The organism is Apibacter sp. B2966 (genome assembly GCF_011082485.1).
Classification (GTDB): domain Bacteria; phylum Bacteroidota; class Bacteroidia; order Flavobacteriales; family Weeksellaceae; genus Apibacter.
The window spans coordinates 1,246,964-1,272,561 of record NZ_CP049714.1; the positions used below are offsets into that span (position 1 = coordinate 1,246,964).

Consider the following 25,598-nt stretch of genomic DNA (forward strand, 5'->3'; position numbering starts at 1 on the left):
GTTTTATATAGACTGACAATCGATAGCCGGAAATCGTTTACATTATTTACTAAAATGAATAAAAGACAGCATATCTCAAAATTGTTCATAAGTTGTTTAGATGAATTTACATATATGAATAATTATTGCAATAGTTTATCAAACGTTATATCCGACTTCTAAAAAATTGTTTAGAAAAAAGATAGGTCTACCTTATAATTTTGCATATTTTTGAAACTGATATGGAACAACTAGAATCTAAATACAATAAAATTCCTAAATCCAACAAAATCATTAACTTAGAAAAAGGAAAGCTTCCCCCTCAAGCTATTGATTTAGAAGAAGCTGTACTAGGTGCCATGATGATCGATAAAAAAGGGTTAGATGAAATTATAGATATTTTATCTCCCGAAGTATTTTATAAAAGAGAGCACCAACTAATATATGAAGCCATTGAAGATCTTTTTAAGCAAACAGACCCTATTGATATTCTTACTATATCCAATAAATTACGATCTCAAGGTAATTTGGAGGCTGCAGGAGGTGATTTTTATTTGATTCAACTTTCCAACAAAATATCTTCTTCGGCTCACATTGAATACCATTCAAGAATTATTCTTGAAAAATATATACTTAGGAAACTCATCGAAATATCATCTAATATGATTGAAAAATCGTATGATGAAACTTCAGATGTTTTCGATTTGTTGGATTATTCTGAAAGTCAGTTATATGAAATTACCAACGGTACTTTGAAACGAACTTTCAATGAAGCTAAAAATTTAGTTTCCAATGCTTTAAAAAAGATTAAATCTTTAGAATCTAAACAAGGAATGAGCGGTATCCCTTCAGGATTTAAGCATGTGGATAAAATTACTGCCGGTTGGCAACCTTCGGATCTTATAATTATTGCAGCAAGACCCGGTATGGGTAAAACGGCTTTTATTCTTTCCATGGCCAGAAATATTGCCATAGGGGCTGAAACTCCGATCGGTGTATTTTCATTAGAAATGTCCGCAGAACAGTTGATGATGCGTATGATATCCAGTGAAACCGGAATTGAATCTGAAAAGTTGAGAAAAGCCAATTTATCCGAATTAGAGTGGCAACAACTTTATTCCCGAGTTAATAAATTGGAAAATGCGCCAATATTTATAGATGATTCTCCCGGGATTTCTGTTTTCGATTTGAGGGCAAAAGCTCGTAGACTTGTTTCACAGCATGGAGTAAAAATGATTATGATCGATTACCTTCAATTAATGTCGGCAGGAGGAAAAGGTATAGGAAATAGGGAGCAAGAGATTGCTACGATTTCACGTTCACTAAAAGCTATTGCTAAAGAGCTTGAAATACCTGTTATAGCACTTTCGCAGTTATCCCGTTCTGTGGAAACTCGAGGAGGAAGTAAAAAACCTTTACTTTCGGACTTGAGGGAATCGGGGGCTATTGAACAGGATGCCGATATTGTAACCTTTATATATCGACCGGAATATTACAAATTAGATACTTGGGAAGACGGAACACCTTGTACAGGTCAAGCAGAATTTATTATTGCAAAGCATAGAAACGGTGCTCTGGAAGATGTTCGATTGCGTTTTACAAGTTCTCAGGCTAAATTTTCGGACATCGATGAAGATTATTTTTCCGTACAGGAAAGTATAAGTTCTACCACTTTTGAAAGTAAAATCAATGATGAAACTTCATTTGACAGTTCCATAAATATTCCATCTATTAATCCTAGCGATTCGTTTGGAATTGATGATACTATTGATGATCAGGATTCTGATATGCCTTTTTAAAACTTTGGCTGCATCTTGTGAATCTTCTGCGTATATTAAGCATTTAAATCAAGTATAATAAAAATAAAAAACACTCACTATATAGTGAGTGTTTTTATTATGATAACGAAAATATTATTAAATTTATTTTTTTACAGTATCCACAACCGCTTTGAAAGCTTCTGGATGGTTCATAGCTAAATCTGCAAGAACCTTTCTATTTAAATCTATATTATTTTCTTTTAGTAAACCTATAAATTTAGAATAAGAAAGACCGTATTGTCTGACACCTGCGTTAATTCTCTGTATCCATAAAGCTCTGAAATTTCTTTTCTTTTGCTTTCTACCTACATAGGCATATTGCAAACCTTTTTCAACAGCATTTTTCGCTACTGTCCAAACATTTTTTCTTCTCCCGTAATAGCCTTTAGCTAATTTTAGGACTCTTTTTCTGCGCGCTCTTGACGCTACTGAATTGACTGATCTTGGCATACTTTTTTGTTTTTTTGAAGTGGGTGGAAGTATTTTTTATCTTCTCTTCTTTTACCCAATCCAGGGTTAAACTTTTAAATGATTTTTAAAAAACCGGAATATCTTTCAAAAGATATTCTCTCTTACTTAATTAATAATTGTCTTTTAACGCTTTTTTCGTCTGCGATATCTACTAAAGTAGAATACGTCAGATTACGTTTACGTTTTGTGCTTTTTTTAGTTAAAATGTGACTTTTAAATGCATGTTTTCTTTTAATTTTACCTGATCCGGTAATTGAAAAACGCTTTTTAGCACCTGATTTTGTTTTTAATTTTGGCATTTTCTTATTTATTTACCTCGTTATCAATTGTACAAAATTAGATATTTTTCAAAAAATAAACAAATCATTTATCGTATGCTAATTTAATTTCATCAATATCAATTTCATTAACTAATGAGGTAAGGTTAATAGTGATACTATCATTTTTAAAATTACTAGTTAGAGTAATTTTTATATTATTAAGATCGGGCTTTTGATTATTGATTGAATAAATTCTCCACTTTTTATTTTTAGAATTTAAAGTTATTGTAGCTGTCTTGTTAAATAATATTTTAGTTTTAAACTTATTATCTTTTTTATCTAATACTACTACATTATTCTTTGAATCTCCCAAAAGATACCCCGGTATTGTTATAAATTTATCATATTCACGTATCCCCAATTTATCCCCATATTTATTCATGAATAATGTGGGATTATAAGAATCATTGATGGTGAAAAGAACAGGCTTATATTTTCTTAAAAATTCATTATTTTTTTTAAGTTCTTCTCCTATTCTAAAGCTTGGAGTTGATTGTCCTACTGTAAATATTAGTATATCAGAATTACGTTTCAAAATATAATTTACATCCCCCAATTCATGCCCAATATACCCTCCTTTAGCATAATCTTTGGGTGGATGTCTAGCGATATAATAATCATTTAAACCTAACATATCCAAACAAGGCAAATTTGATGAATAGGGTATACATCCGGCGGCTGTAACTCCTAACAAAGGCTGTTGTTTATAAAAACCTCTTTTCAAAAATTCTCCTAATAGTAAACCATCCCATTCCCATTTTTCATGTTTAACAATTTTATTACTAGAATAATTAATTTGCAGATATAAATAGCAAGGGATACATATAAAAGTAAATATTGCTAAAAAATATTTTGTTTTAAAAAATTTAAAATTACATTTTATAAATCCTTCTATTAAAGCATAAGTTAAAATTACATAAACAAGAACAAAGTGCCTGAATGCCGGGAATATATCACCTCCAACCAAGGTTACATATGCTACCCAACTACCCATCACAGCTAAAAGGTAGATAAATTTACTGTTCTTTTTAACAATTGAAAAATATATAATAAATAGTATACCTATTATTGAAAAAGGCAAAGTATTTATAAAAGCTCTAGCTGAATATATTAATCCAATCCAAATTGTATATAAGGTAACTTTAGCTTTAACAAAAGCGGTATTTGGTAACCATTCTCCATAATAATTTAACCTAAATAGTAATTGACTAACGTAAAAAATTATAGGTAAGGAGAGGATTTTTATCAGAAAAGCAATTATAAATTTATACGGTCTTTTTTGATATAGTAAGAAAAAAAAGAAAAAAAAAGAAGTTATAACTGAAAATAAAACCCCATCGGGTCTTGATATAACTAAAACAGCTAAGGAAATAGAAAGTAACCAATTATATTTTCTAAAATTATATAAATCAATAATTTTAAAGACAGAATAAATCATTAAGCAAATAGACAAAGTGTATAGAGGCTGTTCTAAACCGGCTATTGTCCAAGTAGCGAATGCAGAGGTACAAATAAGAAATGATAAACCTACAAAAAGCGCATTAAAATCTTTATCTTTATAATATAAATAAATGATATAAAGTACACTAATACTACAGATAAGACCTGCTAACCTTAGGGATAAAATTAAGTTAAATCCTAATTTACCGAAAATAGATATTAATAGTATCCATGATAAATTAGAATACCCTTCAACAGGTCTTTCATTATCATTCCATGTTAATCCTTTACCTTGTAAAAAACGATCAGTGTATCGTAAGGAAATCAAACTATCATCTGACAGATACGGGTAATAATAGTAACAATGTAAAATGAATAGAGATATTAATAATAAAAATAAAAATCTTTTCACATAAATGATTTAATTTTTAAATTAAAAGTTATTCATTTCTTATCCTATTTTTTGGGAGACATCATCATAATCATTCTTTTCCCTTCGAGCTTTGGCATTTGCTCTACTTTACCCCATTCTTCTAATTCTTGCGCTAATCTTAATAATAAAATTTGTCCTTGGTCTTTAAAAACAATGGAACGCCCTTTAAAGAAAACGTAAGCTTTTAGTTTAGAACCTTCTTCCAAAAATTTTTGAGCATGTTTCTTTTTAAATTCAAAATCATGTTCATCGGTTTGTGGTCCAAAACGAATTTCTTTAACCACTACTTTGGTTTGCTTAGATTTGAGTTCTTTTTGCTTCTTTTTCTGTTCGTACAGGAATTTTTTATAATCAACAACTCTACAAACAGGTGGATTTGCACTTTCTGTGATCATTACCAAATCCAACTCTAAATCTTCGGCAATAGCTAATGCTTCTTTTATAGGATAGATTCCTTGAGTAACATTATCTCCTACTAAACGAACTTCCGGAACATCAATTTTTCCGTTAATTTTGTGTTCTGGCTCTTGCTTCTTTGGGATATACTTCCCTCTTGAATTATTTCTGTTAAGTGCTATGGTATTTAAATTTTATTGATTATTTGTTGCTTTTTTCATCATCGTTACTACTTCTTCTAAAGAAAAAGTACCTAAATCTCCTTCTCCACGTTTACGAATCGACACAGTATCGGAGGAAGCTTCCTTCTCTCCTACTACAAACATGTAAGGAATTTTATTGATCTCTGCATCTCGTATCTTTTTACCTGTCTTTTCGTTACGATCGTCTATTCGTCCGCAAATATCCGAATTTTCCATTAAATCCAAAACTTTTTTTGCATAATCTACATACTTTTCACTAATAGGAAGTATAATAAACGGTTCAGGACTTAACCATAAAGGTAAATCTCCGGCAGTGTGTTCTAACAGAATGGCTACAAAGCGTTCCAAAGAACCGAAAGGCGCTCTATGTATCATTACAGGACGATGTTTTTCATTATCTGCTCCTATGTAATAAAGATCAAACCTTTCAGGCAAATTATAGTCTACTTGAATAGTACCTAATTGCCAATTTCTACCTAAGGCATCTTTAACCATAAAATCGAGCTTTGGTCCGTAAAAAGCTGCTTCGCCATATTCAACAACTGTAGGCAGTCCTTTCTTTTCGGCTGCTTGTTTAATCGCATTTTCAGCTTTTTCCCAATTTTCATCACTTCCAATGTATTTTCCTTTATTTTCTTTATCTCGCAATGAAACTTGGGCTGTAAATTCGTTAAATCCTAAGGATTTAAATGTATATAATACGAGATCAATTACATTTTCAAACTCCCCGATCAATTGATCCGGAGTACAAAAGATATGGGCGTCATCCTGAGTGAATCCTCTAACTCGAGTAAGTCCATGCAACTCTCCACTTTGCTCATATCTATAAACGGTTCCAAATTCTGCGAATCGTTTAGGTAAATCTTTATACGACCAAGGGGAAGATCGATAAATTTCACAGTGGTGTGGACAATTCATCGGTTTTAATAAAAATTCTTCACCCGCATTAGGTGTTTTTATAGGTTGGAAGCTATCTGCTCCGTATTTTTCGTAATGTCCGCTGGTAACATACAAATCTTTATGCCCGATATGAGGGGTTGCTACAATTTCATATCCTGCTTTTCGCTGTGCCGCTCCTAAAAAGTCAATAAGTTTTTGTCTTAGTTTTGCACCTTTTGGTAACCATAAAGGTAATCCTGCTCCTACTTTTTCGGAAAAAGTAAATAATTGAAGCTCTTTTCCTAATTTTCTATGATCACGCTTTTTTGCTTCTTCTATTCTTTCTAAGTATTCAGTTAATTCTTTTTGTTTTGGAAAAGAAATTCCATAGACACGAACCAACTGTTTATTTTTTTCGTCGCCTCTCCAATAAGCTCCTGCTGCATTTAATACTTTTACGGCTTTAATTATTCCGGTAGAAGGAATATGTCCACCTCTACACAAATCGGTAAAATTATCGTGTGTTACAAATGTGATCGATCCATCTTCTAAATTTTCAATTAATTCAGTTTTAAACGGATTATCTTTATAGGCTTCTAATGCATCATTTTTAGAAACAGAACGGATTGTGAACGTTGAGTCTTTTTTGGCATTTTCCAACATTTTCTTTTCAATTTTTTCAAAATCTTTTTCTGAAAAAACTTCATCTCCAAAATCAACATCGTAATAAAATCCGTTTTCAATGGCCGGACCAATAGTTAATTTAGCATTTGGATAATACTCCATAATCGCCTGTGCCAGTAAGTGGGCAGAAGAATGCCAAAACGCTTTCTTTCCTAAATCATCATTCCATGTTAATAATTGTACCGTTGCATCCTCCGTAATAGGATCGGTAATTTCAACTTGTTTACCATTTACTATTGCAGAAATTGTATTTCTAGCCAAACCTTCAGATATGGATTTGGCAATGTCCAACGGTGTTACGGAATTTTCAAATTCTTTCACACTTCCATCAGGAAGAGTAATTTTTATCATTCTTCTAAAATTTTTAGGATACAAATTTACGAAAGTTTTATAAATGAAATTATTGCGTTTTTTAAATATATCGAAAATAATTTTTTATTTATTATTGGATTGTAATTATCTCTTTACGAAATTGTTATCTTAATACTAAAACCTTTTTAGTTTTTTATGAACACAAAAAATATTTATTGATTTTATTCAACTGTTTTTAAAAATTTTTGCTTGAAGGAGTTTAATTAAATCTTGTGGATTTAGTTGAATTTGTAATCCTCTTTGTCCTGCACTAATGAAAATGGAATCGAAATTCAAGCAGGATTCTTCTATATAGGTTGGAAATAATTTTTTCATGCCTATGGGTGAGCATGCTCCTCTGATATAGCCCGTTAATCCTATTAGATTTTTCATCGGAATTAAGTCGCATTTTTTATTACCGGATAATAATGCCATAAGCTTTAAATTAATTTCTTCATTTCCGGGAATTACACAAACAAAATAACCGTTTTTATCCCCTTCTAACACCAAGGTTTTAAAAACCTGATTTATATTTTCCCCTAAAGTCTCTGCTACATGTATGGCGCTTAAATCATTTTCATCTACTTCATAGGGAATAAGATCATATGTAATTTTGTGTAAATCCAGTAATCTCGCCGCATTCGTTTTATGTATTTTCTGCTTACTCATGCAAATATTTCTCAGACTTTAATTCTTGACTTAATTTTTTATACAATTTATCTTTCAAATTCTAATGCCATTCCTCTTACTTCTTTTACTTCTCCTTCACTGTAAGCCAATTTTCCGTTCAAAAAAGTTTTTTCAACGGATGAACTAAAAGTTATATTTTCTAACGGTGACCATCGACATTTGTAAAGAATGTTCTCTTGTGATACTGTATAGGGCTTTTCAGGATTAATCAAAACTAAATCTGCACAATATCCTTTACGTATATAGCCTCTTTTTTTAATCTGATACAGTTGAGCCGGGGCATGACACATTTTAGTAATAACTTTTTCTTTGGTAATTTTCCCTTGTTTAACCAATTCTAACATCATCACTAAAGAATGTTGTACTAAAGGACCTCCTGAGGCAGCTTGCAAGCATCCGCCTTCTTTTTCACTCAATAAGTGCGGAGCGTGATCAGTTGCAACAACATCTAATCGATCTTCTACAACTGCTTTAAGTATAGAATCTCGGTCTTTTTTTGTTTTTACTGCTGGATTCCATTTTATTTTGGATCCTAATTTTTCATAATCTTCGTCGGTAAACCACAAATGGTGTACGCAAGCTTCTCCGGTAACTTTCTTTTCTTCTAATGGTTTATTTTCAAATAAACTCAATTCTTTTTCTGTGGATATATGTAAAACATGAAGACGTGTTCCATATTTATGGGCTAATTCAATTGCCTCGAATGAGGATTGATAGCAAGCTTCTACGCTTCTAATTAAAGGATGACAGGGTATGGGTATATATTCGCCATAAATAGCTTTATATTTTTCGATATTTTTCTTTATAATTTCTTCTTTTTCGCAATGAACTGCAATCAGCATATTAACCTCAGAAAAAATAGTCTCCAGGGCTTTTTTATTGTCAACCAGCATATTTCCTGTGGATGAACCCATAAATATTTTTATTCCGCAAACCTTCTTGGGATTAACTTTCATTAATTCTTCTCTATTATCATTGGTCGCTCCCAGGTAAAATGAATAGTTCGCATACGATTTTTGTGAAGCAAGGGCAAACTTATTTTCCAAGGCTTCAATTGTTGTGGTCTGTGGATTGGTATTAGGCATTTCCATATATGAAGTTACTCCACCGGCAAGAGCAGCACGGCTTTCACTATGAATATCTCCTTTATGGGTTAATCCCGGTTCTCTGAAATGTACTTGGTCATCGATAACTCCGGGAATCAGCCACAAACCTTCTGCATTTATTTTGGTTGATTGAGCGCTAATTTCCGCAGGAACCTCGCCTCTGTATATTTCGGAAATGATATCTTTTGCCAGTAAAACAGATCCTATAAATGATTGTCCTTCATTTATAATTGTAGCGTTTTCAATAAGTATCATTTGTTTATTTATTTGAAATTAATGTCCTGCTGTTTTGGAAAATAGGTTTATAATAAGTACGCCTATGATGATAAATACGATTCCAATAATAGCCGGAATATCTAATTTTTGTTTGTATAAAAAGTAGCCTGAAAGACTTATTAATACAATTCCTATTCCTGACCAAATAGCATAGGCTATCCCGATTGGTATGACTCTAATGGCTTTAGTCAGGCTATATAAAGCTGCAAAAAAGAGAGCAAAAAAAAGGACTGTTGGCTTCCATTTAGTAAATTCTTTAGTCATCGGAAGTAAAGAGGTCCCCGCCGTCTCTAAGCATATAGCTATGAATAAATAGATATAGGATTTCATATTAAAATAGTTCTGATTGATTGCCCGGCATTTTTATTTTGCCTAAATGTTTATAGGCTTTTTCTGTTGCTTCTCTACCTCTGGGTGTACGCATAAGATAGCCTTCTTGAATTAAAAAAGGTTCATATACTTCTTCTAAAGTTCCCGGATTTTCTCCTACTGCTGTTGCTATAGTTGTTAATCCTACCGGTCCTCCTTTAAATTTATCAATAATGGTACTTAAAATCTTGTTATCCATTTCATCTAGACCGTGTTTGTCTACTTTTAACGCTTCTAAACCAATTTCAGAAATGGTAAGATCTATCTTTCCATTACCTTTAATTTGCGCAAAATCTCTGATTCTTCGTAGCAACGCATTGGCAATACGCGGAGTTCCTCTGCTACGGGAAGCTATTTCTATTGCAGCCTGCGTATCTATCGGCATATTCATTATGCGCGAACTTCTTTCCACAATACTGCTTAATAATTCTGTGTGATAGTATTCGAATCTAAAGTTAATTCCAAAACGTGCCCTAAGCGGAGCTGTTAACAATCCCGAGCGGGTCGTTGCTCCAATTAAGGTAAAAGGATTTAAATTGATTTGAACTGATCGAGCATTGGGCCCGCTTTCAATCATTATGTCTATTTTATAATCTTCCATGGCTGAATACAAGTATTCTTCAACTATGGGAGAAAGCCTATGGATTTCATCAATGAACAGTACATCATTTTCTTCCAATCCGGTCAATAAACCTGCCAGATCACCGGGCTTATCTAATACAGGCCCTGAAGTGATTTTTATTCCAACATTTAATTCATTTGCAATGATATTAGCTAAGGTAGTTTTACCTAGCCCCGGAGGACCGTGTAGTAATACATGATCCAAAGATTCGCGTCTTAACTTGGCAGCCTTTACAAAAATCTCCAGATTATCCATAATATGAGATTGACCTACAAATTCGTAAAAACTTTTAGGACGCACCTGCTCTTCTTGAGCGATATCTTCTTTTGAATATTTATTCTTATCCGGATCTAATAAATCTGACATTTTGTAAATTTAAAACTTCTGGAGAAATATAAAAAGTAAACAACTTTAAAATTATTATTTACAATTTTTGAATTGTTTTCTTCCTTTTCTTAAAGATGATAGTTTCTTAATCTCTAATTTTAGATTAGAAATTGGAAATAAAAAAACATTTTATGCTTTAATTAGCTAAATAATTTTGTAAATAATAAAAGGAAGATAAATTTCAACAACAATTGATATGAATAATAAATGATTTATTTCTTGGAATAGTCTTTTTCCAAATTTTTCACATTTATCACTCATTTTCATAGTAAAATTATCAATAGAAATGAATTTATATCATCAATATCTGCCAAATTTCAAAATGTTAAATTTTTTAAACTAACCCGAAAATTACAACTATTAGCAAAATTGTTACTTATTGATCAAGTAACTTATTTAACTAAAAGAGATACTACGTGTTGAGCCGTTTCTGAAGATAATGATAATAGGGGTTGAGGATAAATTCCACAAACTATAATTAAAGATGCTATTACGATCAATCCTAATTTAGTTTGTAAATTAATATCTTTCTGACCTTCTAGAAATTCTTGATTTCCTTTACCAAACATTGACATTCCGTACATTTTGGTAATATAAACGGCACATAAAATTAAGGTTAATCCGGCTATAATTGCTCCCCAAATGCTTAATGTAAAAATACTTTTCAATAAAAGGAATTCACCTATAAATGCATTGGTTAACGGAACAGCCATAGTTCCAACAGAGATTATCATAAATAAAACAGCTAAAAATGGAGCTTTAGATGCTAATCCTCCCATTTTACTTAAATCTCTGGTGCCGAATTTTTTAATTAATACATCCGCTACATAAAATAAACCGACCACATTAACTCCGTGTGCCAACATTTGAATTGAGGCTCCTTCAATACCGGTACTATCAATACCACAATGCATGGATACGATTGCACTTGCAAATATACCTGCAGCAATAAGTCCCACGTGTGCCATTGAAGAGAAAGCAATTAGTCGCTTAATATCTTTTTGAACGATAGCGATTAAAGATGCATATACAATTCCAATAATTGATAAAATTAAGGCTATGGAACCGGAAGTTCCTCCTATAGCTTCAGGTGAAAGAGGTAATAAATATCTGATAATTCCAAATACTCCCATTTTAAGCATGATACCGGATAATAACATGGAGCCTTGGGTAGGTGCCATTGTATAGGTATCTGCTTGCCATGTGTGGAAAGGAAATATAGGCAATTTGATTGCAAATGCTAAGAAAAACATCCAAAAAATTAATGTTTGTGCTTGTGCAGGAATTTTAACAGCATATAAGGCATTTAAGTCAAATGATCCCGCTTGCAAGTAAACATATATTAGAGCAACCAGCATAAATAAAGATCCAAAAAAAGTATAAATAAAAAATTTATAGTTTATTTTCAATCTGTTTTCACCTGTTCCAAAAATTCCACATATAAACCAAATAGGAATTAAAGTTACTTCCCAAAATATATAAAACATTAGACCATCTAAGGAAGAGAAAATACCCACTAATCCAAATTGCATTAATAAAATTAATGCATAAAAGTTGGAAGGGCGTTCATCGTTCCATGATGAATAGAGTATAATTGGCGTTAATACATTGGTTAATAGAAGCATTAGGACAGTTAATCCGTCAACTCCGAAATGTAACGTAGATTTAATCGGTGAAAAATACAACTCTTTTCCAAATTCAAACTGAATTCCTGAATCTGCTTTGAAATTACACCATATAATAGCGGTTAATACCAATTCGGATATTGCAATTATAAATGCTATATATTTTGAAATATTCCCTTTTAAGGCAAATAATAAGCCTGATCCTATGATTGGTAAAAGTAGTACTGCTAAAGTTAACATTATATCTTTTTACTTTTTGTATTTTAATTAATGACTTAAAAATTCTGCAACTAATAATAATATGAATATTCCCAAGGACATTGCAAATACATAAAATTCTACATTTCCGTTTTGTATTAGTCTAAGAACACTTCCGCATCCCTTAACTGTTTTTGCTGTTCCTTCTACTATTCCGTTTACTATATATTTATCAACTATATTTTTCAGAAATTTTCCTAAGTTTAAAACCGGATTAACAATAACTTCATTATAAAATTCATTGATATAAGCAGCATGTGCTGAAAATTTTTCCCATCCGGTCATATTTTCTACAATAGTTGCCTGTACTTTTCGGGTAACATATTTGTTGTAGGTAACAAGGGCTACCATAGCTATTACAGCTAAAGTTATTCCTAGTAACATCATTTCAGTACCTAAAGAAGGTTCTTGATGTATAGGTAAACCTACATAAATAGGATGCAACCAATGCGACAATTTTTGAGAAATTCCTTCTCCTAAATAATGAGGTAAGTTTATTCCTCCGCCAACAACGGTTAATAAAGCTAAAACCAATAAAGGAATGGTCATTATAGCCGGACTTTCATGCAAATGTTTCTTTTGCTCCTCAGTACCTTTGAAATCTCCAAAGAATGTAAGGAATAGTAAGCGAAACATATATATACAGGTTAAAGCAGCTGAGAATAAGGTAAGTCCCCAAATAATTTTGTTTTTAGTCCAAAGTGCTACTAAAATTTCGTCTTTAGAGAACATCCCTGCTAAAGGTGGTATTCCGCAAATAGCTAATGTTCCAATTAGGAATGTCCAATAGGTTACCGGGATTTTTTTTCTTAATCCTCCCATATATCTCATATCTTGTTCTCCACTCATCGCATGAATAACACTACCCGCACCTAAAAATAATAAAGCTTTAAAGAATGCGTGAGTGATTACATGGAATAAAGCAGTAGTGTAAGCTTCTGCTCCTAAAGCGGTAAACATAAGTCCCAGTTGTGAAACTGTTGAATAAGCCAACACTTTCTTTATATCGTTCTGTCTTAATCCGATGAATGCTGCGAGTATAGAAGTAGCTAAACCAATATACATAATAAAGTCTAGAGTAATCGGCACTAAACTATAAATGGCATTGGATCTGATAATCATATAAATACCTGCTGTTACCATGGTAGCGGCGTGAATTAATGCAGAAACCGGTGTAGGCCCTGCCATTGCATCAGGTAACCATGTATAAAGTGGTATTTGAGCAGATTTACCCATAGCTCCTATGAATAGAAATACAGTAGCTGTAATTAATATAGGATCATTTAACTTAAATAAATGGGCTTTGGCTGCTATGTCGGAGTATTCTACACTTCCAAAGTAAAAAAATAACATGAATATTCCTATTAAGAGCCCTAAGTCTCCTATTCTATTCATTACAAATGCTTTTCTGGCAGCATATCCATATTCTTTATTAGTATACCAGAAGCCAATAAGTAAATAGGAACAAAATCCTACTCCTTCCCATCCTATAAATAGGATTAAGAAATTACTTCCCATTACTAACAAGAGCATGGAAAATATAAAGAGATTTAAATAAGAAAAGAATTTATAAAAGCCTTTATCTTCATGCATATATCCAATGGAATACAGATGAATTAAAGATCCGATTCCTGTAACAATCATCATCATCACTAAGGATAATTGATCTATTTGAAAGGAAAAGTTAACTTTTAAAGTGTCAACTGCAAACCAATTAAACAGGGATGCTTTAACGGGTTCTGTAAACGTGCAAAATAAATATACGGATAGAAAAAAAGGTATCCAAACAGCAAGATTTGCAATTGTTCCTACTGCCGTTTTAGGCATTTTACTTCCAAAAATTCCACAAATAATAAATCCAATAAGTGGTAAAATTGGTATTAAATATATTATATTCTCCATTTCTTATCCTTTTAATCTATTAAATAAGCTAACATCTACAGATCGTGTATTTCTATACATCATGGTTATGATGGCTAATCCTACTGCAACTTCGGCTGCTGCCACAACCATAATAAAAAATACTAATATTTGACCGTCTGCATCTCCTTTGTAGGCAGAAAATGCTGCCAACAATAGATTCACTGAATTCAACATCAGCTCCACACATCCTAAAATTATGATTGCATTTCTTCTTACTAATACTCCTGTTACTCCTATACAAAATAGTAATGCGGATAAGTATATAAAATAATCTACCGGTATACTTTGTAATAAACTGTTAACCATTTCTTTTTTGTTTCAAGAAAATAAATATTTTTTTATAAATCTCTTTTTCCTATCATAACTGCACCCACTAATGCACCTAAAAATAGAATCCCAGCTAATTCGAAGGGTAATACGTATTGACTAAATAATAAGTGTCCTAAATTTTTAGTTAATCCAATTTGACTGTCTGGATTCGTAGGAAAATCTATTTGTTGATATCCTCTTAATGCTCCAATAAATCCAATGAATACTAATCCTCCGCATATGGTTGCTAAAATTCGAAAAGCACTTCCTTTTAAAGGCTCATCTTTTTCTTTCAAATTCAACATCATAAGCACATAGAGGAATAATACCATAATGGCTCCGGAGTAAACTATAATTTGAACTACACTTAAAAATTGAGCATTTAACATTATATATAAACCTGATATGGAAAAAAAGGTTATGATCAATGAAATGATGCTGTACATAGGGTTTTTACTGAATACAACAAATAATGCGCTCACAATTGCACTAGCAGATATTAAATAAAACAAAATTGCTTCCATATTCTTTATTTTTCTACCGTATATTTTTTTATTTGCCTTTGTGAAACATCTATCCTATTGTCCATGCTTTCTACAAGCTTATCTTTCTTGTATATAAATTCTTTGCGTAAATGTTCCGGCATTACTAAACGGTCGGTAAGAAATATGGCTTCTTTAGGACATGCTTCTTCACACATTCCGCAAAATATGCATCGTAACATGTTTATTTCATAGTTTTCTGCATATTTTTCCTCTCTATATAAGTGCTCCTCTCCTCGCTTTCTTTCAGCGGCAACCATTGTAATGGCTTCAGCCGGACAGGCTAATGCACATAATCCACAAGCTGTACAACGCTCTCTTCCTTCATCGTCTCTTTTGAGTACATGTCTGCCTCTGTATACAGGACTAAACTCTCTTTTCTTTTCTGGATATGAAGTGGTAACCGGTTTTTTGAAAAAATGACTAAAAGTGATTTTCATTCCTCCTAATACTGCAGGAAGATATATCTTTTCTTTTAAGGTCATTTCTTTATTTGAAATTATCTTAGATTTATTGGTAAGCCTCTGCATAAATTTAATTTCTTTCTTTACTTTTTTCTTTATTTTAGCCAAATACTACAATAGTAGCAGTTATTAATAAATTGAGAATGGACAAAGGTATCATGACTCTCCAACCTAAACGCATTAATTGGTCGTATCTGAATCTAGGTAATGTCCACCTTACCCACATAAAACAGAATATACAAAAGACTATTTTTATTAAAAATGCTACTATACTTATAATTCCTATTGCATTTTCTCCGAGTGTTCCATTTTTGGCCATTTCATTCATAAACGGAAAGCTGTAACCTCCAAAAAATAGAGTGCTTATTAAAGCTGAACTAATAAACATGTTTATATATTCTGCAAAAAGGAATGTACCGAATTTCATGGATCCGTATTCTGTATGATAACCTCCGATCAGCTCGGATTCACACTCTGCCAAATCAAAAGGGGCTCTGTTTAGTTCTGCAAACGAACAGGTAACGAACAATACGAATGCTAAGGGTTGATAAAATACATTCCAAGCCATACCATTTAAAAATGATAATCCGTATAAATTGGAAGCTTGTTGCTCTACCATGGCTCTTAAATCCAATGTTCCTGTCATCATAATGATGGATAGAAGGGATAATCCCATAGCCAACTCGTAAGAGATCATTTGTGAAGAAGCTCTTATAGCCCCTAACAATGAATACTTATTATTGGAAGCCCAACCTCCCAGCATGATTCCGTATACTCCGATGGATACGATACCCATTATATACAGAACTCCTACATCAATGTTTGCTACTTGAACTAAATGAGATTCTCCTGCTATAAATAAAGATTTTCCCCAAGGAATCACTGCTCCTGTGCTTAATGCTATTAGCATTAAAATTCCCGGTGATATGATAAACAACCATTTTTCTGCATTTTTTGGAACAAAATCTTCTTTGAAAAAAAGTTTTCCTCCGTCGCATAAAGGTTGCATTAAACCAAATATTCCTGCTCTATTGGGTCCTATTCTATCTTGTAAAAAAGCTGCTACTTTTCGCTCCATTAAGGTTTCATATGCTGCAGCTCCTAAACACAACGCAAATAAAATAACTACCAATACTACTGTAAACCACATATTATATATATTATTCTAATGTTTTAGCTTTAAATTTTTCGATTTTATAATGCGGATCATTTTTAGGTAATGGTAATTCGTAATGATTTACCGAAATTACAGAATGATCGCTGATATGGGCAGGACCTTCTATATTCCAATAATTCAGGTCTTTTCTTTCAAATCGACAATCATTGCATATAAATTCTTCTACTTCATTGTATGCATCTTTTCGTGCTGTTACCCGTATAATGGTATCTCCTTTCATCCATAATACTGCTTTGCCGCTGCATTTTTCACAAGTACAAGTTGCATTTACCGGTTCTGTAAACCAAACTCTACTTTTAAATCGAGCGGTTCTATCTGTTAAAGCTCCCACCGGACAAACATCGATCATGTTTCCTGAAAAATCATTTTCAATAGCTTTGCTTATGTATGTACTTATTTCCGCATGATCTCCTCTGAATAATATCCCTTGATTTCTTTGGTCGGTAAGTTGATTGGCAACTAATACACATCTTGCACAAAGAATACATCGGTTCATGTTTAATTTTATGTACGGTCCTAAATCATCGGATTGAAAAGTTCTTCTTGGGAATTCAGAACGGGTTTTGTCCAACCCATGCTCATAAGCCAAATCCTGAAGTTTACATTCTCCTGCCTGGTCGCATATAGGACAATCTAAAGGATGGTTAATTAATAAAAATTCTGTAACTCCTTGTACGGCTTGTATTACTCTTTCAGAAGTAATAACTTTTACTTCCATACCATCCATTACATTGGTACGACAAGCCGGTACTAACTTAGGCATAGGACGTGGATCTTTTTCTGATCCTTTAGTCACTTCCACCAAACAAGTGCGGCAACGTCCCCCACTTCCTTCCAATTTACTATAATAGCACATAGTAGGCGGAACAGAGGCTCCTCCTATTTGTCGTGCTGCTTCTACAATTGGAATCCCTGGATTTACTTCTACAGTAATTCCATCTATTGTTACTTTTATTTTATTTGGTTCTTCGTTCATTAGATTTTAATATATCTTGGTGCATTAAAAATGCCAACTGAATCCGAATGTGTAATTCCATTGGAGATACAAAATATTTTGAGAAGCTTTATCTGAACTGCTGGATGTTGTTCTAATATCCGGCATGGATATAACTCCTTCTTTTAATTCCGTTCTAAGGAAAAAAAGATCCCAGAACAGCAATTCTGCTCCCACTTTTGCATCTAACCCCCATCCTGCTAAATGAAATTTATCATGTCTTTCATTATTCATTATAGTTGCATTGGTTTTTGGGATTAGCAATCCTAAACCTCCTCCTGCTATACTATTAAATTTAAAAAAGCCGGAGCTTATGAAATTGTGATAATATTCTATTTCTGCATTCAAGTAATTTAGACCGTCAGTATGTTCTAAATGTAAAAAATCATCAGTTAAATAAATGTATTCTCCGTCAACGATTGCATCCTCATATCCGGGAGTGTTAATTGTTCCTGTAGATTTAACCCATTGCCCCGGTCTAACTACATATTTCATATGATCCATACCTAAAGAAACTGCCCAGTTATCTTTGAAGAAATAACCGATTCTATAATTTACTTGAGGTATCGTTACTCTGGTTGGGTCTAAAAAATCGTGAAAATTCCAGCCAATCGGCTTATCGTCGCCTTTTACTCCATGTAGGGTAAAATTATAATCATTACCTGTGAAATGGACGGATGACCTTCCATAATAGGCTCGGTTCCAACCCCAGTAGGCGTATACTTCACCTTTTCTGTGGGCTTTTCTTTTGTTCTTTTCTTGTTCTTGGGCATCCACTGCACCAATTGTAAATATTGCTAATAAAAACAATAAATTACTTTTGTTAAATAGTTGCATATTCAGCTATACCATAATTTTTTGTTAAACATTCTGGATTATTTATATGCCATTGGAACTCATCTCTAAAATGTCTAATAGCTGCTGCAACCGGCCAGGACGCTGCATCTCCTAAAGGACATATCGTATTACCGTCTATCTTACTTTGTATATTCCATAGCAAATCGATATCGTCGTATGTTCCCCGTCCTTCTTCAATTTTTTTTAGTATTCTGTACATCCACCCCGTCCCTTCGCGACAAGGTGTACATTGTCCACAACTTTCATGATTATAAAAACGCGCCAGAGTCATCGTATGTCTTACTATACACTGGTCTTCATCTAACACTATAAATCCGCCTGAACCTAAGGCTGTTCCCGTAATAAACCCTCCATCTGCCATACTTTCGTAATTCATCAAGCGGGTTTCGCCATTAGCTGTTTTTAGCAATAATTTAGCAGGTAAAATAGGAACTGATGATCCACCCGGAATACAGGCTTTCAATTTTTTACCTTTAGGTATTCCTCCGCAATATTCTTCGCTGAAAATAAATTCTTCTATACTTAAATTGAAGTCAACTTCGTATACTCCCGGTTTATTCAGGTTTCCACAAGCGGAAATTAATTTAGTTCCCGTAGATCTTCCTACTCCCATTTTAGCATATTCTGCTCCGGTTATGGAAATAATAGCCGGTACAGTTGCAATGGTTTCTACGTTATTAACTACGGTAGGGCACTGATATAACCCCTTAACGGCCGGAAAAGGCGGTTTCAATCTAGGGTTACCTCGTTTTCCTTCTAAAGATTCCAACAATGCGGTTTCTTCTCCGCATACATAAGCTCCTGCACCGCGTTGAACATAAATTTCCAGATCATATCCTGTATTCTTTATATTCTTACCTAAAAAACCATTGGCTTTTGCTTCTTGTATTGCGTGTTCTAAGATCTCGGGAATCCAAGAATATTCTCCTCGTATATATATATAGGAAACGTTGGCTCCTAAACAAAAAGATGAAATAAGTATACCTTCTATTAATTGATGAGGTATATATTCCATTAAATATCGGTCTTTAAAAGTTCCCGGCTCTGATTCATCTGCATTAACCACTAAATAGCGCGGCACTCCTTCCGGCTTAGCCAAAAAGCTCCATTTCAACCCTGTAGGAAACCCGGCACCTCCACGACCTCTAAGTCCACTGGTCTTAACTTCTTCCAAAATTTCATCAGGAGTCATTTTAAGGGCTTTTTCCGCTGCAGTGTAGCCTCCATGCTTTCTAAAAACTTCAAAAGTTTTTATTCCTTCTACATCAATATTTTTAAGCAATAATTTTTTACTCATTATATTATAATATATGCTTCTAACTTATAATTTAATCAATTGCAATATTTCCCGCCCTGCAAAGGTCAATGATTTCATCTACTTTTTCTTTTGTCAGATGTTCATGATAAAATTTACCAATTTGCATCATAGGGGCATACCCGCAAGCGCCTAAGCATTCTGCCGGTTTTAGAGTAAACATACCATCTTCGGTTGTTTCTCCTTCTTTTATCTGCAATTTTTCTTTAATATGTTCTATGATTTGATCGCTTCCATTTAACATGCATGGACCGGTTCTACATACTTCCAACACATATTTTCCGACAGGCTGCATATTAAACATTGTATAAAAAGTAGCTACTTCATATACTTCTATTGGTGAAATATTTAATAAAGAAGCCACATAATCCATAACAGGGACATCTAGCCATCCTCCAAATTCTTTTTGAGCCAAATGCAACACAGGAATTAAAGCAGATTTTTGCTTACCTTCCGGATATCTTGCAATTATTTCATGTACTTTATTTAAGGATTCGCTGCTAAAAACTATCTCTTTATCAGGGCTTACACCGTTTTTAGTCATTTTTATTTTAATGTTAGGTTGCAAATATACAATAATGAATTTTACTTGAAAAGTTTAAGTAACTGTTTTTAATCTATATTTAACAATCTGGAATCATTATAAATAACACAAAATAACTGTTTTATAGAGATTAAACTGTTTATAAGAACCTTTGCTCACCTTATTTCGGGTTAAATTTACTTTTTATACACTCCTTTTTTCCTATAAGATTTGTTTTACAACGCATTATCTTAGTCTATTGAAATTTATTCACATACATTATTAATATGTTTAAATGAATAGTCCTTAATAAAATAGTTTGATTTTTAAATTATATTGGATCAATGTATTAATCAAAATCTCAAAAAATAATTAAAATATTATTTCCCGTTTTATAAAATAAATGTATATTTGCAGTCCAAAACCAGTAAGCGGATGTGGTGGAACTGGTAGACACGCTAGACTTAGGATCTAGTGCCGTGAGGCGTGGGGGTTCGATTCCCTTCATCCGTACAAAAAAATTCAACATTGCGAAACTCTGAAAAATATTAATTTTTCAGAGTTTTTTGTTTCCTAAAATTTAATTTTAATAAAAACATTTATAATTTGGTAGTATTTTTATTATAAAAATTATTTAGATAAGAATAAGCTAGAAAAATTTAATTTGAATTCTTTATAATAAATATAGTTGAGATATTAATGAACATTATTATAATGTGCGTTTATAAAAATTAGCTAAAATTAATAAAATATATTTTAAAATAGTTACATATTTTAGCTTAAAAATTCAAAAATTAAAACTCTATCAAATAAAATAACATCTAAAATAACTTCGTTTTATCATGAGATCAAATAGATCGAATGTTTTTATTATTTTAAAAATTAATTTATAAAAATTGATTATGATTATTAATTATAATTGTTGATATATATGAACTTTTGTATGTTCTTTTAGTTAAATCATATGTAAATATTTTTTAATAATAATTTTAAAACTAATGAAAAATTCACCTTTTAAAATAACTACATATAAATTTAATCATTGTAATTTTAATGAAAGTAATGATTTTCATTGTATATATATTTTAGAAAACAGTAAATATGCATACATTGGTGAAACTCTACGTATTAAAGAACGTATTAATGAGCATAGAAAGAAATTTCAAAAATATGATTTTGAACGGATACATGTTATTACGAATGATGATATGGAAGAAACTCCGGCAAAACATTTTGAAATGCTTTTCATAAAATTAATGAAAATAGATGGAAAATTTAAAATCATAAATAAACTTGATGGAAACAAAACTAATTATAAGAGGAAAATCAAATTTGAATCTTTGTTTGATAAAATTTGGGATCAACTCTTGGCAAAGGAATTAGTAAAAACTAAAAAATTTAAATTCATAATGAATTTAAATTCCTATAAATATTCTCCATATGTTGAATTAAACGATGAGCAAACTAATGCATTAACTCATGTTATAAATGTGTTAAATTCTGGTGAAACAGATCCCTATCAAAATGAATATAAAAGGAGACCTATTCTAATACAAGGTGGAGCTGGAACGGGAAAAACAGTTGTAGCTACCTCACTTTTTCATTATCTAAAAAATCATAATCGTTATAAAAATAAAAAAATAGGTTTAGTTGTCGCAGATAAACACATGCGAGATATTTTAAAAGATATTTTCAAAAATGTTGGAGAAGGGATCAAAAAAACAGATGTAATAAGTCCAATAGAGTTAACAAAACAAAAATACGATATTATAATTTGTGATGAAACACATGCTTTAAGAAGATATGATAATTTAGTTTCATATAAAAAAAATTTCCAATTAGGCAATAAACGTTTAGGCCTTAATAACAATCATGACGAACTTGATTGGATACTTAACCAGTCGGATTATCAAATTTTATTTTATGATCCTAAACAATGTGTTAGACATTCTGATATTCGTGATCTTTATGTTAAAGAAAGAATTGAAAATGATAAATACAGAGAACATAGACCGATTGAGCTAACAACTCAGATGAGAGTTGAAGCTGGAAAAACTTATATTGATTATATCTATGATATTTTTTATCAAAAAGCTAAAAAGAAAATAAGTTTTAAAAATTACCATTTTAAACTTTTCTTGTCATTTAAAAAAATGAGAAAAAAAATATCAGATAAGGATGAACAATATGAACTAAGTAAACTTTGTGCAGGATACGCATGGAAATGGATTAGTAAAAATGATAATTCTTCACATGACATTGTTATTCAAGAAGAAAAACTAAGATGGAACAATTACAAAACTACTAATTGGGTAAAAAGCGAAGAGTCTAAATACACAATGGGTAGTCTTTATACTTTAAGAGGAATCGACCTAAATTATTCTGGTGTAGTAATCGGTCCAGATCTTTATTTTGATAAAAATGACAATGAAATAAAAGTCAATAAAAAATCATTATATTCAAACGATGTTAAACGGAACGCTACAGATGAAGAAATATTAAAATATGTGATACATACCTATGCAATTCTATTAACGAGAGCTATTAAAGGAACCTATGTTTATGTTTGTGATGATGATTTAAGAGAATATTTAAGCTCTTATATTGATACTATTTGATCTATTTAAAAAGTAAATAGTTAAGTATAAATAATATAGTTGAGTTAAAATTTATTTTATTTGTATATGCCTATATATTTAAGGAAAACATAAAAAGAAAAAAGAATTGAACTCTCGTTTCCCTTGAAATATCAAAAATAAAGATAACTATTAATTAGGCATTTTATTTTTAGCGATATTAAAAAATCTCCTTAAACCTAATTTTTTAATCTGAAATTATTCTATAAAAAAGTTTAACAATTAATCAATTCCTTTTAGTGATTTGATACAAATTTAAGACCTACTATGGAGCTAACCAGAGTAATTATAAAAAATATTCTCCAAAAGGTTGCCGGTTCTTTAAAAACAAATATTCCTAACAATACTGTGCCCACTGCTCCTACACCGGTCCATACTGCATAAGCTGTACCTAACGGAAGGGTTTGAGAAGCCTTAATCAACAATAACATGCTCGAAATCATACAAATCAAAAAACTGATATACCAATAGTATACTGAATTTCCTTGAGAATTTTTTGCTTGTCCTAAACTAAAAGTAAATCCGACTTCAAACAAACCGCCGATAATTAACAAGATCCAATTCATATTTTTCTCTAATAAGCTTTTATTTTTTAACACAAAAATAAATAAAAACTTATTTTCTTTCGGCATGAAATCTTTCTCTAATTTATACTTTATAAATGAGACTGCAGCCGCTAAATGGGGAGTTTTAAATAATGGAGTTGAATTTTCGAGACACCGACCAACTAAAGAGACACAACTAGATAGACTACTATCTCAATGTTATCCAGCTATTATATTATGATAGATAAGTTACTAATTTAGATTTTAAAGACTCTTGCCTTTCATTACATCTTATATTTTATTCCTTCATTTTCAGCTCTCTCTTTCCAAGGCACTTTTTCCCACTTTTCCGGATTTATTCTATTTTTTTAGGAGTGAATAAAATAAAGTCATTAGCCTTAAATATTTTTTTAGTATATCTATATTTAGTATTTCCGTTTGGGTCTTTAGGGAGATATTGTTCTAGGATTAATTATAAATGATGCTATGCCGCCTCCGTTCCTTCCCGTGTGGTTTCCATTAATTATTTTAAAGTCCTCAATTCTTAATTAGGTTCTATATAAACGTTTTATTTCATTTTTACCCTATCATAATACACATATCCTTCTTTCCCTTCTTTGGTTTTTATCTGAATCCAATTTTCCTCATTATTTATTACCTCTATTTTTTCTCCGTTTTTCAGTTGTTGTATTATCTCTGAATTTTTACTTTTTTCTTTTCGTAAATCCGCATATCCGTCCGGATCTTGAATGTAATAAATAACAGAAATATCATTGTTATCTAAATTAGATTTATTTTCTGAATATGATTTTAATTGAGGAAATGAATAGTAATTATTATCCTTAAGATGCTTTAAGAAATTAGGATATTTAGTAAATATATAATCAGCCTCTCCAACAGGGTAAATATTATTTTTCTGATTTCTTTCTATGAGAAGATTCAAAATAAAAGCAACATCATATTCTCTGTTTCCTTCATAGGGATTTTTTTCTTCCAATATAGGAGCAATAAAATAGATTACAGAAATATTCGCGTCCGGGTATTGATTAACATATTTTTGAAATATTTTTTTTCTCAATTCCCAATTTCCATAAATTCCTGTTCTTCCAAAAAATACAGCGTAGGCAAAAGGAGACTCCAAATCTTTATTTATATTTTCAAAAATGTATTCAAGTAATTCATTATTATAATACCCATAATCTTGAACCAACATATACAAATAATAATTATCATTTAACTTTAAATAATTAAAAGCAGTTCTATCTTCATAAAAAATGTATTTATTAAATGAAACAAATGATAAATCGTTCGTAAAATTATCTGCATCTAAATATTTTTCTTTTTTATATACCGTAGGATAAAATTCAGGTGCATCAGGTATAATGGGTTTTATTTCCAGATAAAATTCGTTACTAGAAATTGAATCTACATTTAATCCAAATACAAGTTTAAGTCTTTCTTTAAAAAGGCTATTTTTAGGAAATTCAAAATTATTATTTTTTAAAATTTCTATTTTATTATTTAGCATATTTTGTTCTTTATAATTATGATTAATACAATTATTAAAAGAAATAATAGTTAATAAAAATATAAGTGCTTGTTTCATATTATTATCTACTTAAGATTTTTTACCAGTCCAAACATTTCCCGTTTTTGTAGCATTTCGTTCCTCAAGTATTAGGATTACCGGTCTATCATCTGAATTCTTATTGAAATCTGGAATATGATTTATCAGTTCTTGGACTAAAGGATTTATAGGTTGTGCTTTTGTTCGCTTTCCATATAATAACTATTTTTTCTATATTGATTTAAATAATGAATAGCTGCCTTAATTAATTTTTCATATTTAATTAAGCATTTGCCTTTACTGTCTACACATATATTTTGATTTCTTCTAATGATATATATATATATCGCATCTTCGGCATTTTTACAACTTTTTTTTCTGGCATTCTTATCAGGTTCACCGATAACTCATCATTGGTTAACTCTTGAACTTCTCG

At 31.5% G+C, this 25,598-nt stretch carries 23 protein-coding genes and 1 tRNA gene; 3 read left to right on the forward strand and 21 right to left on the reverse strand.

Going from position 1 to position 25,598, the window contains the following annotated elements; translation table 11 throughout:
• Positions 1-221 precede the first annotated feature (221 nt).
• A complete protein-coding gene (dnaB, locus tag G8C43_RS05360) occupies positions 222-1,778 on the forward strand; it encodes a replicative DNA helicase (RefSeq protein ID WP_160556962.1) in 1,557 nt (518 codons plus the stop codon).
• 123 nt (positions 1,779-1,901) lie between these two features.
• Here dnaB and rplT read toward each other — a convergent pair whose 3' ends face one another.
• The 19 genes from rplT to nuoE form a co-directional block, all read right to left on the reverse strand.
• Entirely contained in the window at positions 1,902-2,249 is a 348-nt protein-coding gene (gene rplT, locus G8C43_RS05365; protein ID WP_160556961.1) for a 50S ribosomal protein L20, read from the reverse strand.
• A 122-nt stretch (positions 2,250-2,371) separates the two neighbouring features.
• Positions 2,372-2,569, reverse strand: coding sequence for a 50S ribosomal protein L35 (gene rpmI / locus G8C43_RS05370; RefSeq protein WP_105296740.1), 198 nt, complete (start codon positions 2,567-2,569; stop codon positions 2,372-2,374).
• Between the two features lie 64 nt (positions 2,570-2,633).
• Positions 2,634-4,442, reverse strand: coding sequence for a hypothetical protein (locus G8C43_RS05375; protein WP_166004645.1), 1,809 nt, complete (start codon positions 4,440-4,442; stop codon positions 2,634-2,636).
• Between the two features lie 44 nt (positions 4,443-4,486).
• On the reverse strand, positions 4,487-5,005 hold the full coding sequence (gene infC / locus G8C43_RS05380) for a translation initiation factor IF-3 (protein ID WP_255410571.1): 519 nt from the start codon (positions 5,003-5,005) through the stop codon (positions 4,487-4,489).
• Positions 5,006-5,053: 48 nt separating this feature from the next.
• Positions 5,054-6,976, reverse strand: a complete 1,923-nt coding sequence (gene thrS, locus G8C43_RS05385) for a threonine--tRNA ligase (protein ID WP_166004646.1) — start codon at positions 6,974-6,976, stop codon at positions 5,054-5,056.
• Between the two features lie 186 nt (positions 6,977-7,162).
• Complete coding sequence (ybaK, locus tag G8C43_RS05390) at positions 7,163-7,645, reverse strand: Cys-tRNA(Pro) deacylase (RefSeq protein ID WP_166004647.1); 483 nt, start codon at positions 7,643-7,645, stop codon at positions 7,163-7,165.
• A 47-nt stretch (positions 7,646-7,692) separates the two neighbouring features.
• Positions 7,693-9,027, reverse strand: coding sequence for a dihydroorotase (locus G8C43_RS05395; RefSeq protein WP_166004648.1), 1,335 nt, complete (start codon positions 9,025-9,027; stop codon positions 7,693-7,695).
• An 18-nt stretch (positions 9,028-9,045) separates the two neighbouring features.
• Entirely contained in the window at positions 9,046-9,378 is a 333-nt protein-coding gene (locus G8C43_RS05400) for a DMT family transporter (RefSeq protein ID WP_105296745.1), read from the reverse strand.
• Between the two features lies 1 nt (position 9,379).
• A complete protein-coding gene (ruvB, locus tag G8C43_RS05405) occupies positions 9,380-10,405 on the reverse strand; it encodes a Holliday junction branch migration DNA helicase RuvB (RefSeq protein ID WP_105296746.1) in 1,026 nt (341 codons plus the stop codon).
• Positions 10,406-10,818: 413 nt separating this feature from the next.
• Positions 10,819-12,291, reverse strand: a complete 1,473-nt coding sequence (locus tag G8C43_RS05410; protein WP_166004649.1) for a NuoM family protein — start codon at positions 12,289-12,291, stop codon at positions 10,819-10,821.
• Positions 12,292-12,318: 27 nt separating this feature from the next.
• Positions 12,319-14,211 carry an NADH-quinone oxidoreductase subunit L gene (gene nuoL / locus G8C43_RS05415; protein ID WP_166004650.1) on the reverse strand — a complete coding sequence of 631 codons (1,893 nt, stop codon included), beginning with the start codon at positions 14,209-14,211 and terminating at the stop codon, positions 12,319-12,321.
• A gap of 3 nt (positions 14,212-14,214) precedes the next feature.
• Positions 14,215-14,538, reverse strand: coding sequence for an NADH-quinone oxidoreductase subunit NuoK (gene nuoK / locus G8C43_RS05420; RefSeq protein ID WP_105296749.1), 324 nt, complete (start codon positions 14,536-14,538; stop codon positions 14,215-14,217).
• Positions 14,539-14,570: 32 nt separating this feature from the next.
• Positions 14,571-15,065 carry an NADH-quinone oxidoreductase subunit J gene (locus tag G8C43_RS05425; protein WP_105296750.1) on the reverse strand — a complete coding sequence of 165 codons (495 nt, stop codon included), beginning with the start codon at positions 15,063-15,065 and terminating at the stop codon, positions 14,571-14,573.
• A 5-nt stretch (positions 15,066-15,070) separates the two neighbouring features.
• Complete coding sequence (locus G8C43_RS05430; protein ID WP_105296887.1) at positions 15,071-15,568, reverse strand: NuoI/complex I 23 kDa subunit family protein; 498 nt, start codon at positions 15,566-15,568, stop codon at positions 15,071-15,073.
• 79 nt (positions 15,569-15,647) lie between these two features.
• Positions 15,648-16,697, reverse strand: a complete 1,050-nt coding sequence (nuoH, locus tag G8C43_RS05435; protein ID WP_185152348.1) for an NADH-quinone oxidoreductase subunit NuoH — start codon at positions 16,695-16,697, stop codon at positions 15,648-15,650.
• 10 nt (positions 16,698-16,707) lie between these two features.
• Positions 16,708-17,700 (reverse strand): 2Fe-2S iron-sulfur cluster-binding protein, encoded by a 993-nt coding sequence (locus G8C43_RS05440; RefSeq protein ID WP_160564608.1) that lies wholly within the window; start codon positions 17,698-17,700, stop codon positions 16,708-16,710.
• A 24-nt stretch (positions 17,701-17,724) separates the two neighbouring features.
• Complete coding sequence (locus G8C43_RS05445) at positions 17,725-18,528, reverse strand: hypothetical protein (RefSeq protein ID WP_160550006.1); 804 nt, start codon at positions 18,526-18,528, stop codon at positions 17,725-17,727.
• A 13-nt stretch (positions 18,529-18,541) separates the two neighbouring features.
• Positions 18,542-19,873, reverse strand: a complete 1,332-nt coding sequence (nuoF, locus tag G8C43_RS05450; protein WP_160556953.1) for an NADH-quinone oxidoreductase subunit NuoF — start codon at positions 19,871-19,873, stop codon at positions 18,542-18,544.
• A gap of 31 nt (positions 19,874-19,904) precedes the next feature.
• Entirely contained in the window at positions 19,905-20,435 is a 531-nt protein-coding gene (gene nuoE, locus G8C43_RS05455; RefSeq protein ID WP_160568937.1) for an NADH-quinone oxidoreductase subunit NuoE, read from the reverse strand.
• A 410-nt stretch (positions 20,436-20,845) separates the two neighbouring features.
• Between nuoE and G8C43_RS05460 the strand changes: the two genes are divergently transcribed.
• Positions 20,846-20,927 (forward strand) — tRNA-Leu (locus G8C43_RS05460).
• Between the two features lie 485 nt (positions 20,928-21,412).
• Positions 21,413-23,032, forward strand: coding sequence for a DNA/RNA helicase domain-containing protein (locus G8C43_RS05465; RefSeq protein WP_166004651.1), 1,620 nt, complete (start codon positions 21,413-21,415; stop codon positions 23,030-23,032).
• A 254-nt stretch (positions 23,033-23,286) separates the two neighbouring features.
• On the opposite strand, the gene G8C43_RS05470 is transcribed toward G8C43_RS05465, so the two are convergent.
• Together G8C43_RS05470 and G8C43_RS05475 are read right to left on the reverse strand one after the other, a co-directional pair.
• Positions 23,287-23,616 carry a DMT family transporter gene (locus G8C43_RS05470; RefSeq protein ID WP_166004652.1) on the reverse strand — a complete coding sequence of 110 codons (330 nt, stop codon included), beginning with the start codon at positions 23,614-23,616 and terminating at the stop codon, positions 23,287-23,289.
• 547 nt (positions 23,617-24,163) lie between these two features.
• Positions 24,164-25,123, reverse strand: a complete 960-nt coding sequence (locus G8C43_RS05475; RefSeq protein WP_166004653.1) for an SH3 domain-containing protein — start codon at positions 25,121-25,123, stop codon at positions 24,164-24,166.
• Between the last annotated feature and the right edge of the window lie 475 nt (positions 25,124-25,598).

Excerpts from the sequence above, each read along its gene's own strand:
- dnaB (WP_160556962.1), top strand. The coding sequence starts at position 222 with ATGGAACAACTAGAATCTAAATACAATAAAATTCCTAAATCCAACAAA.
- rplT (WP_160556961.1), bottom strand. The coding sequence starts at position 2,249 with ATGCCAAGATCAGTCAATTCAGTAGCGTCAAGAGCGCGCAGAAAAAGA.
- rpmI (WP_105296740.1), bottom strand. The coding sequence starts at position 2,569 with ATGCCAAAATTAAAAACAAAATCAGGTGCTAAAAAGCGTTTTTCAATT.
- thrS (WP_166004646.1), bottom strand. The coding sequence starts at position 6,976 with ATGATAAAAATTACTCTTCCTGATGGAAGTGTGAAAGAATTTGAAAAT.
- ybaK (WP_166004647.1), bottom strand. The coding sequence starts at position 7,645 with ATGAGTAAGCAGAAAATACATAAAACGAATGCGGCGAGATTACTGGAT.
- G8C43_RS05395 (WP_166004648.1), bottom strand. The coding sequence starts at position 9,027 with ATGATACTTATTGAAAACGCTACAATTATAAATGAAGGACAATCATTT.
- G8C43_RS05400 (WP_105296745.1), bottom strand. The coding sequence starts at position 9,378 with ATGAAATCCTATATCTATTTATTCATAGCTATATGCTTAGAGACGGCG.
- ruvB (WP_105296746.1), bottom strand. The coding sequence starts at position 10,405 with ATGTCAGATTTATTAGATCCGGATAAGAATAAATATTCAAAAGAAGAT.
- G8C43_RS05410 (WP_166004649.1), bottom strand. The coding sequence starts at position 12,291 with ATGTTAACTTTAGCAGTACTACTTTTACCAATCATAGGATCAGGCTTA.
- nuoL (WP_166004650.1), bottom strand. The coding sequence starts at position 14,211 with ATGGAGAATATAATATATTTAATACCAATTTTACCACTTATTGGATTT.
- nuoK (WP_105296749.1), bottom strand. The coding sequence starts at position 14,538 with ATGGTTAACAGTTTATTACAAAGTATACCGGTAGATTATTTTATATAC.
- G8C43_RS05425 (WP_105296750.1), bottom strand. The coding sequence starts at position 15,065 with ATGGAAGCAATTTTGTTTTATTTAATATCTGCTAGTGCAATTGTGAGC.
- G8C43_RS05430 (WP_105296887.1), bottom strand. The coding sequence starts at position 15,568 with ATGACCTTAAAAGAAAAGATATATCTTCCTGCAGTATTAGGAGGAATG.
- nuoH (WP_185152348.1), bottom strand. The coding sequence starts at position 16,697 with ATGTGGTTTACAGTAGTATTGGTAGTTATTTTATTTGCGTTGTGTTTA.
- G8C43_RS05440 (WP_160564608.1), bottom strand. The coding sequence starts at position 17,700 with ATGAACGAAGAACCAAATAAAATAAAAGTAACAATAGATGGAATTACT.
- nuoF (WP_160556953.1), bottom strand. The coding sequence starts at position 19,873 with ATGAGTAAAAAATTATTGCTTAAAAATATTGATGTAGAAGGAATAAAA.
- nuoE (WP_160568937.1), bottom strand. The coding sequence starts at position 20,435 with ATGACTAAAAACGGTGTAAGCCCTGATAAAGAGATAGTTTTTAGCAGC.
- G8C43_RS05465 (WP_166004651.1), top strand. The coding sequence starts at position 21,413 with ATGAAAAATTCACCTTTTAAAATAACTACATATAAATTTAATCATTGT.
- G8C43_RS05470 (WP_166004652.1), bottom strand. The coding sequence starts at position 23,616 with ATGAATTGGATCTTGTTAATTATCGGCGGTTTGTTTGAAGTCGGATTT.
- G8C43_RS05475 (WP_166004653.1), bottom strand. The coding sequence starts at position 25,123 with ATGCTAAATAATAAAATAGAAATTTTAAAAAATAATAATTTTGAATTT.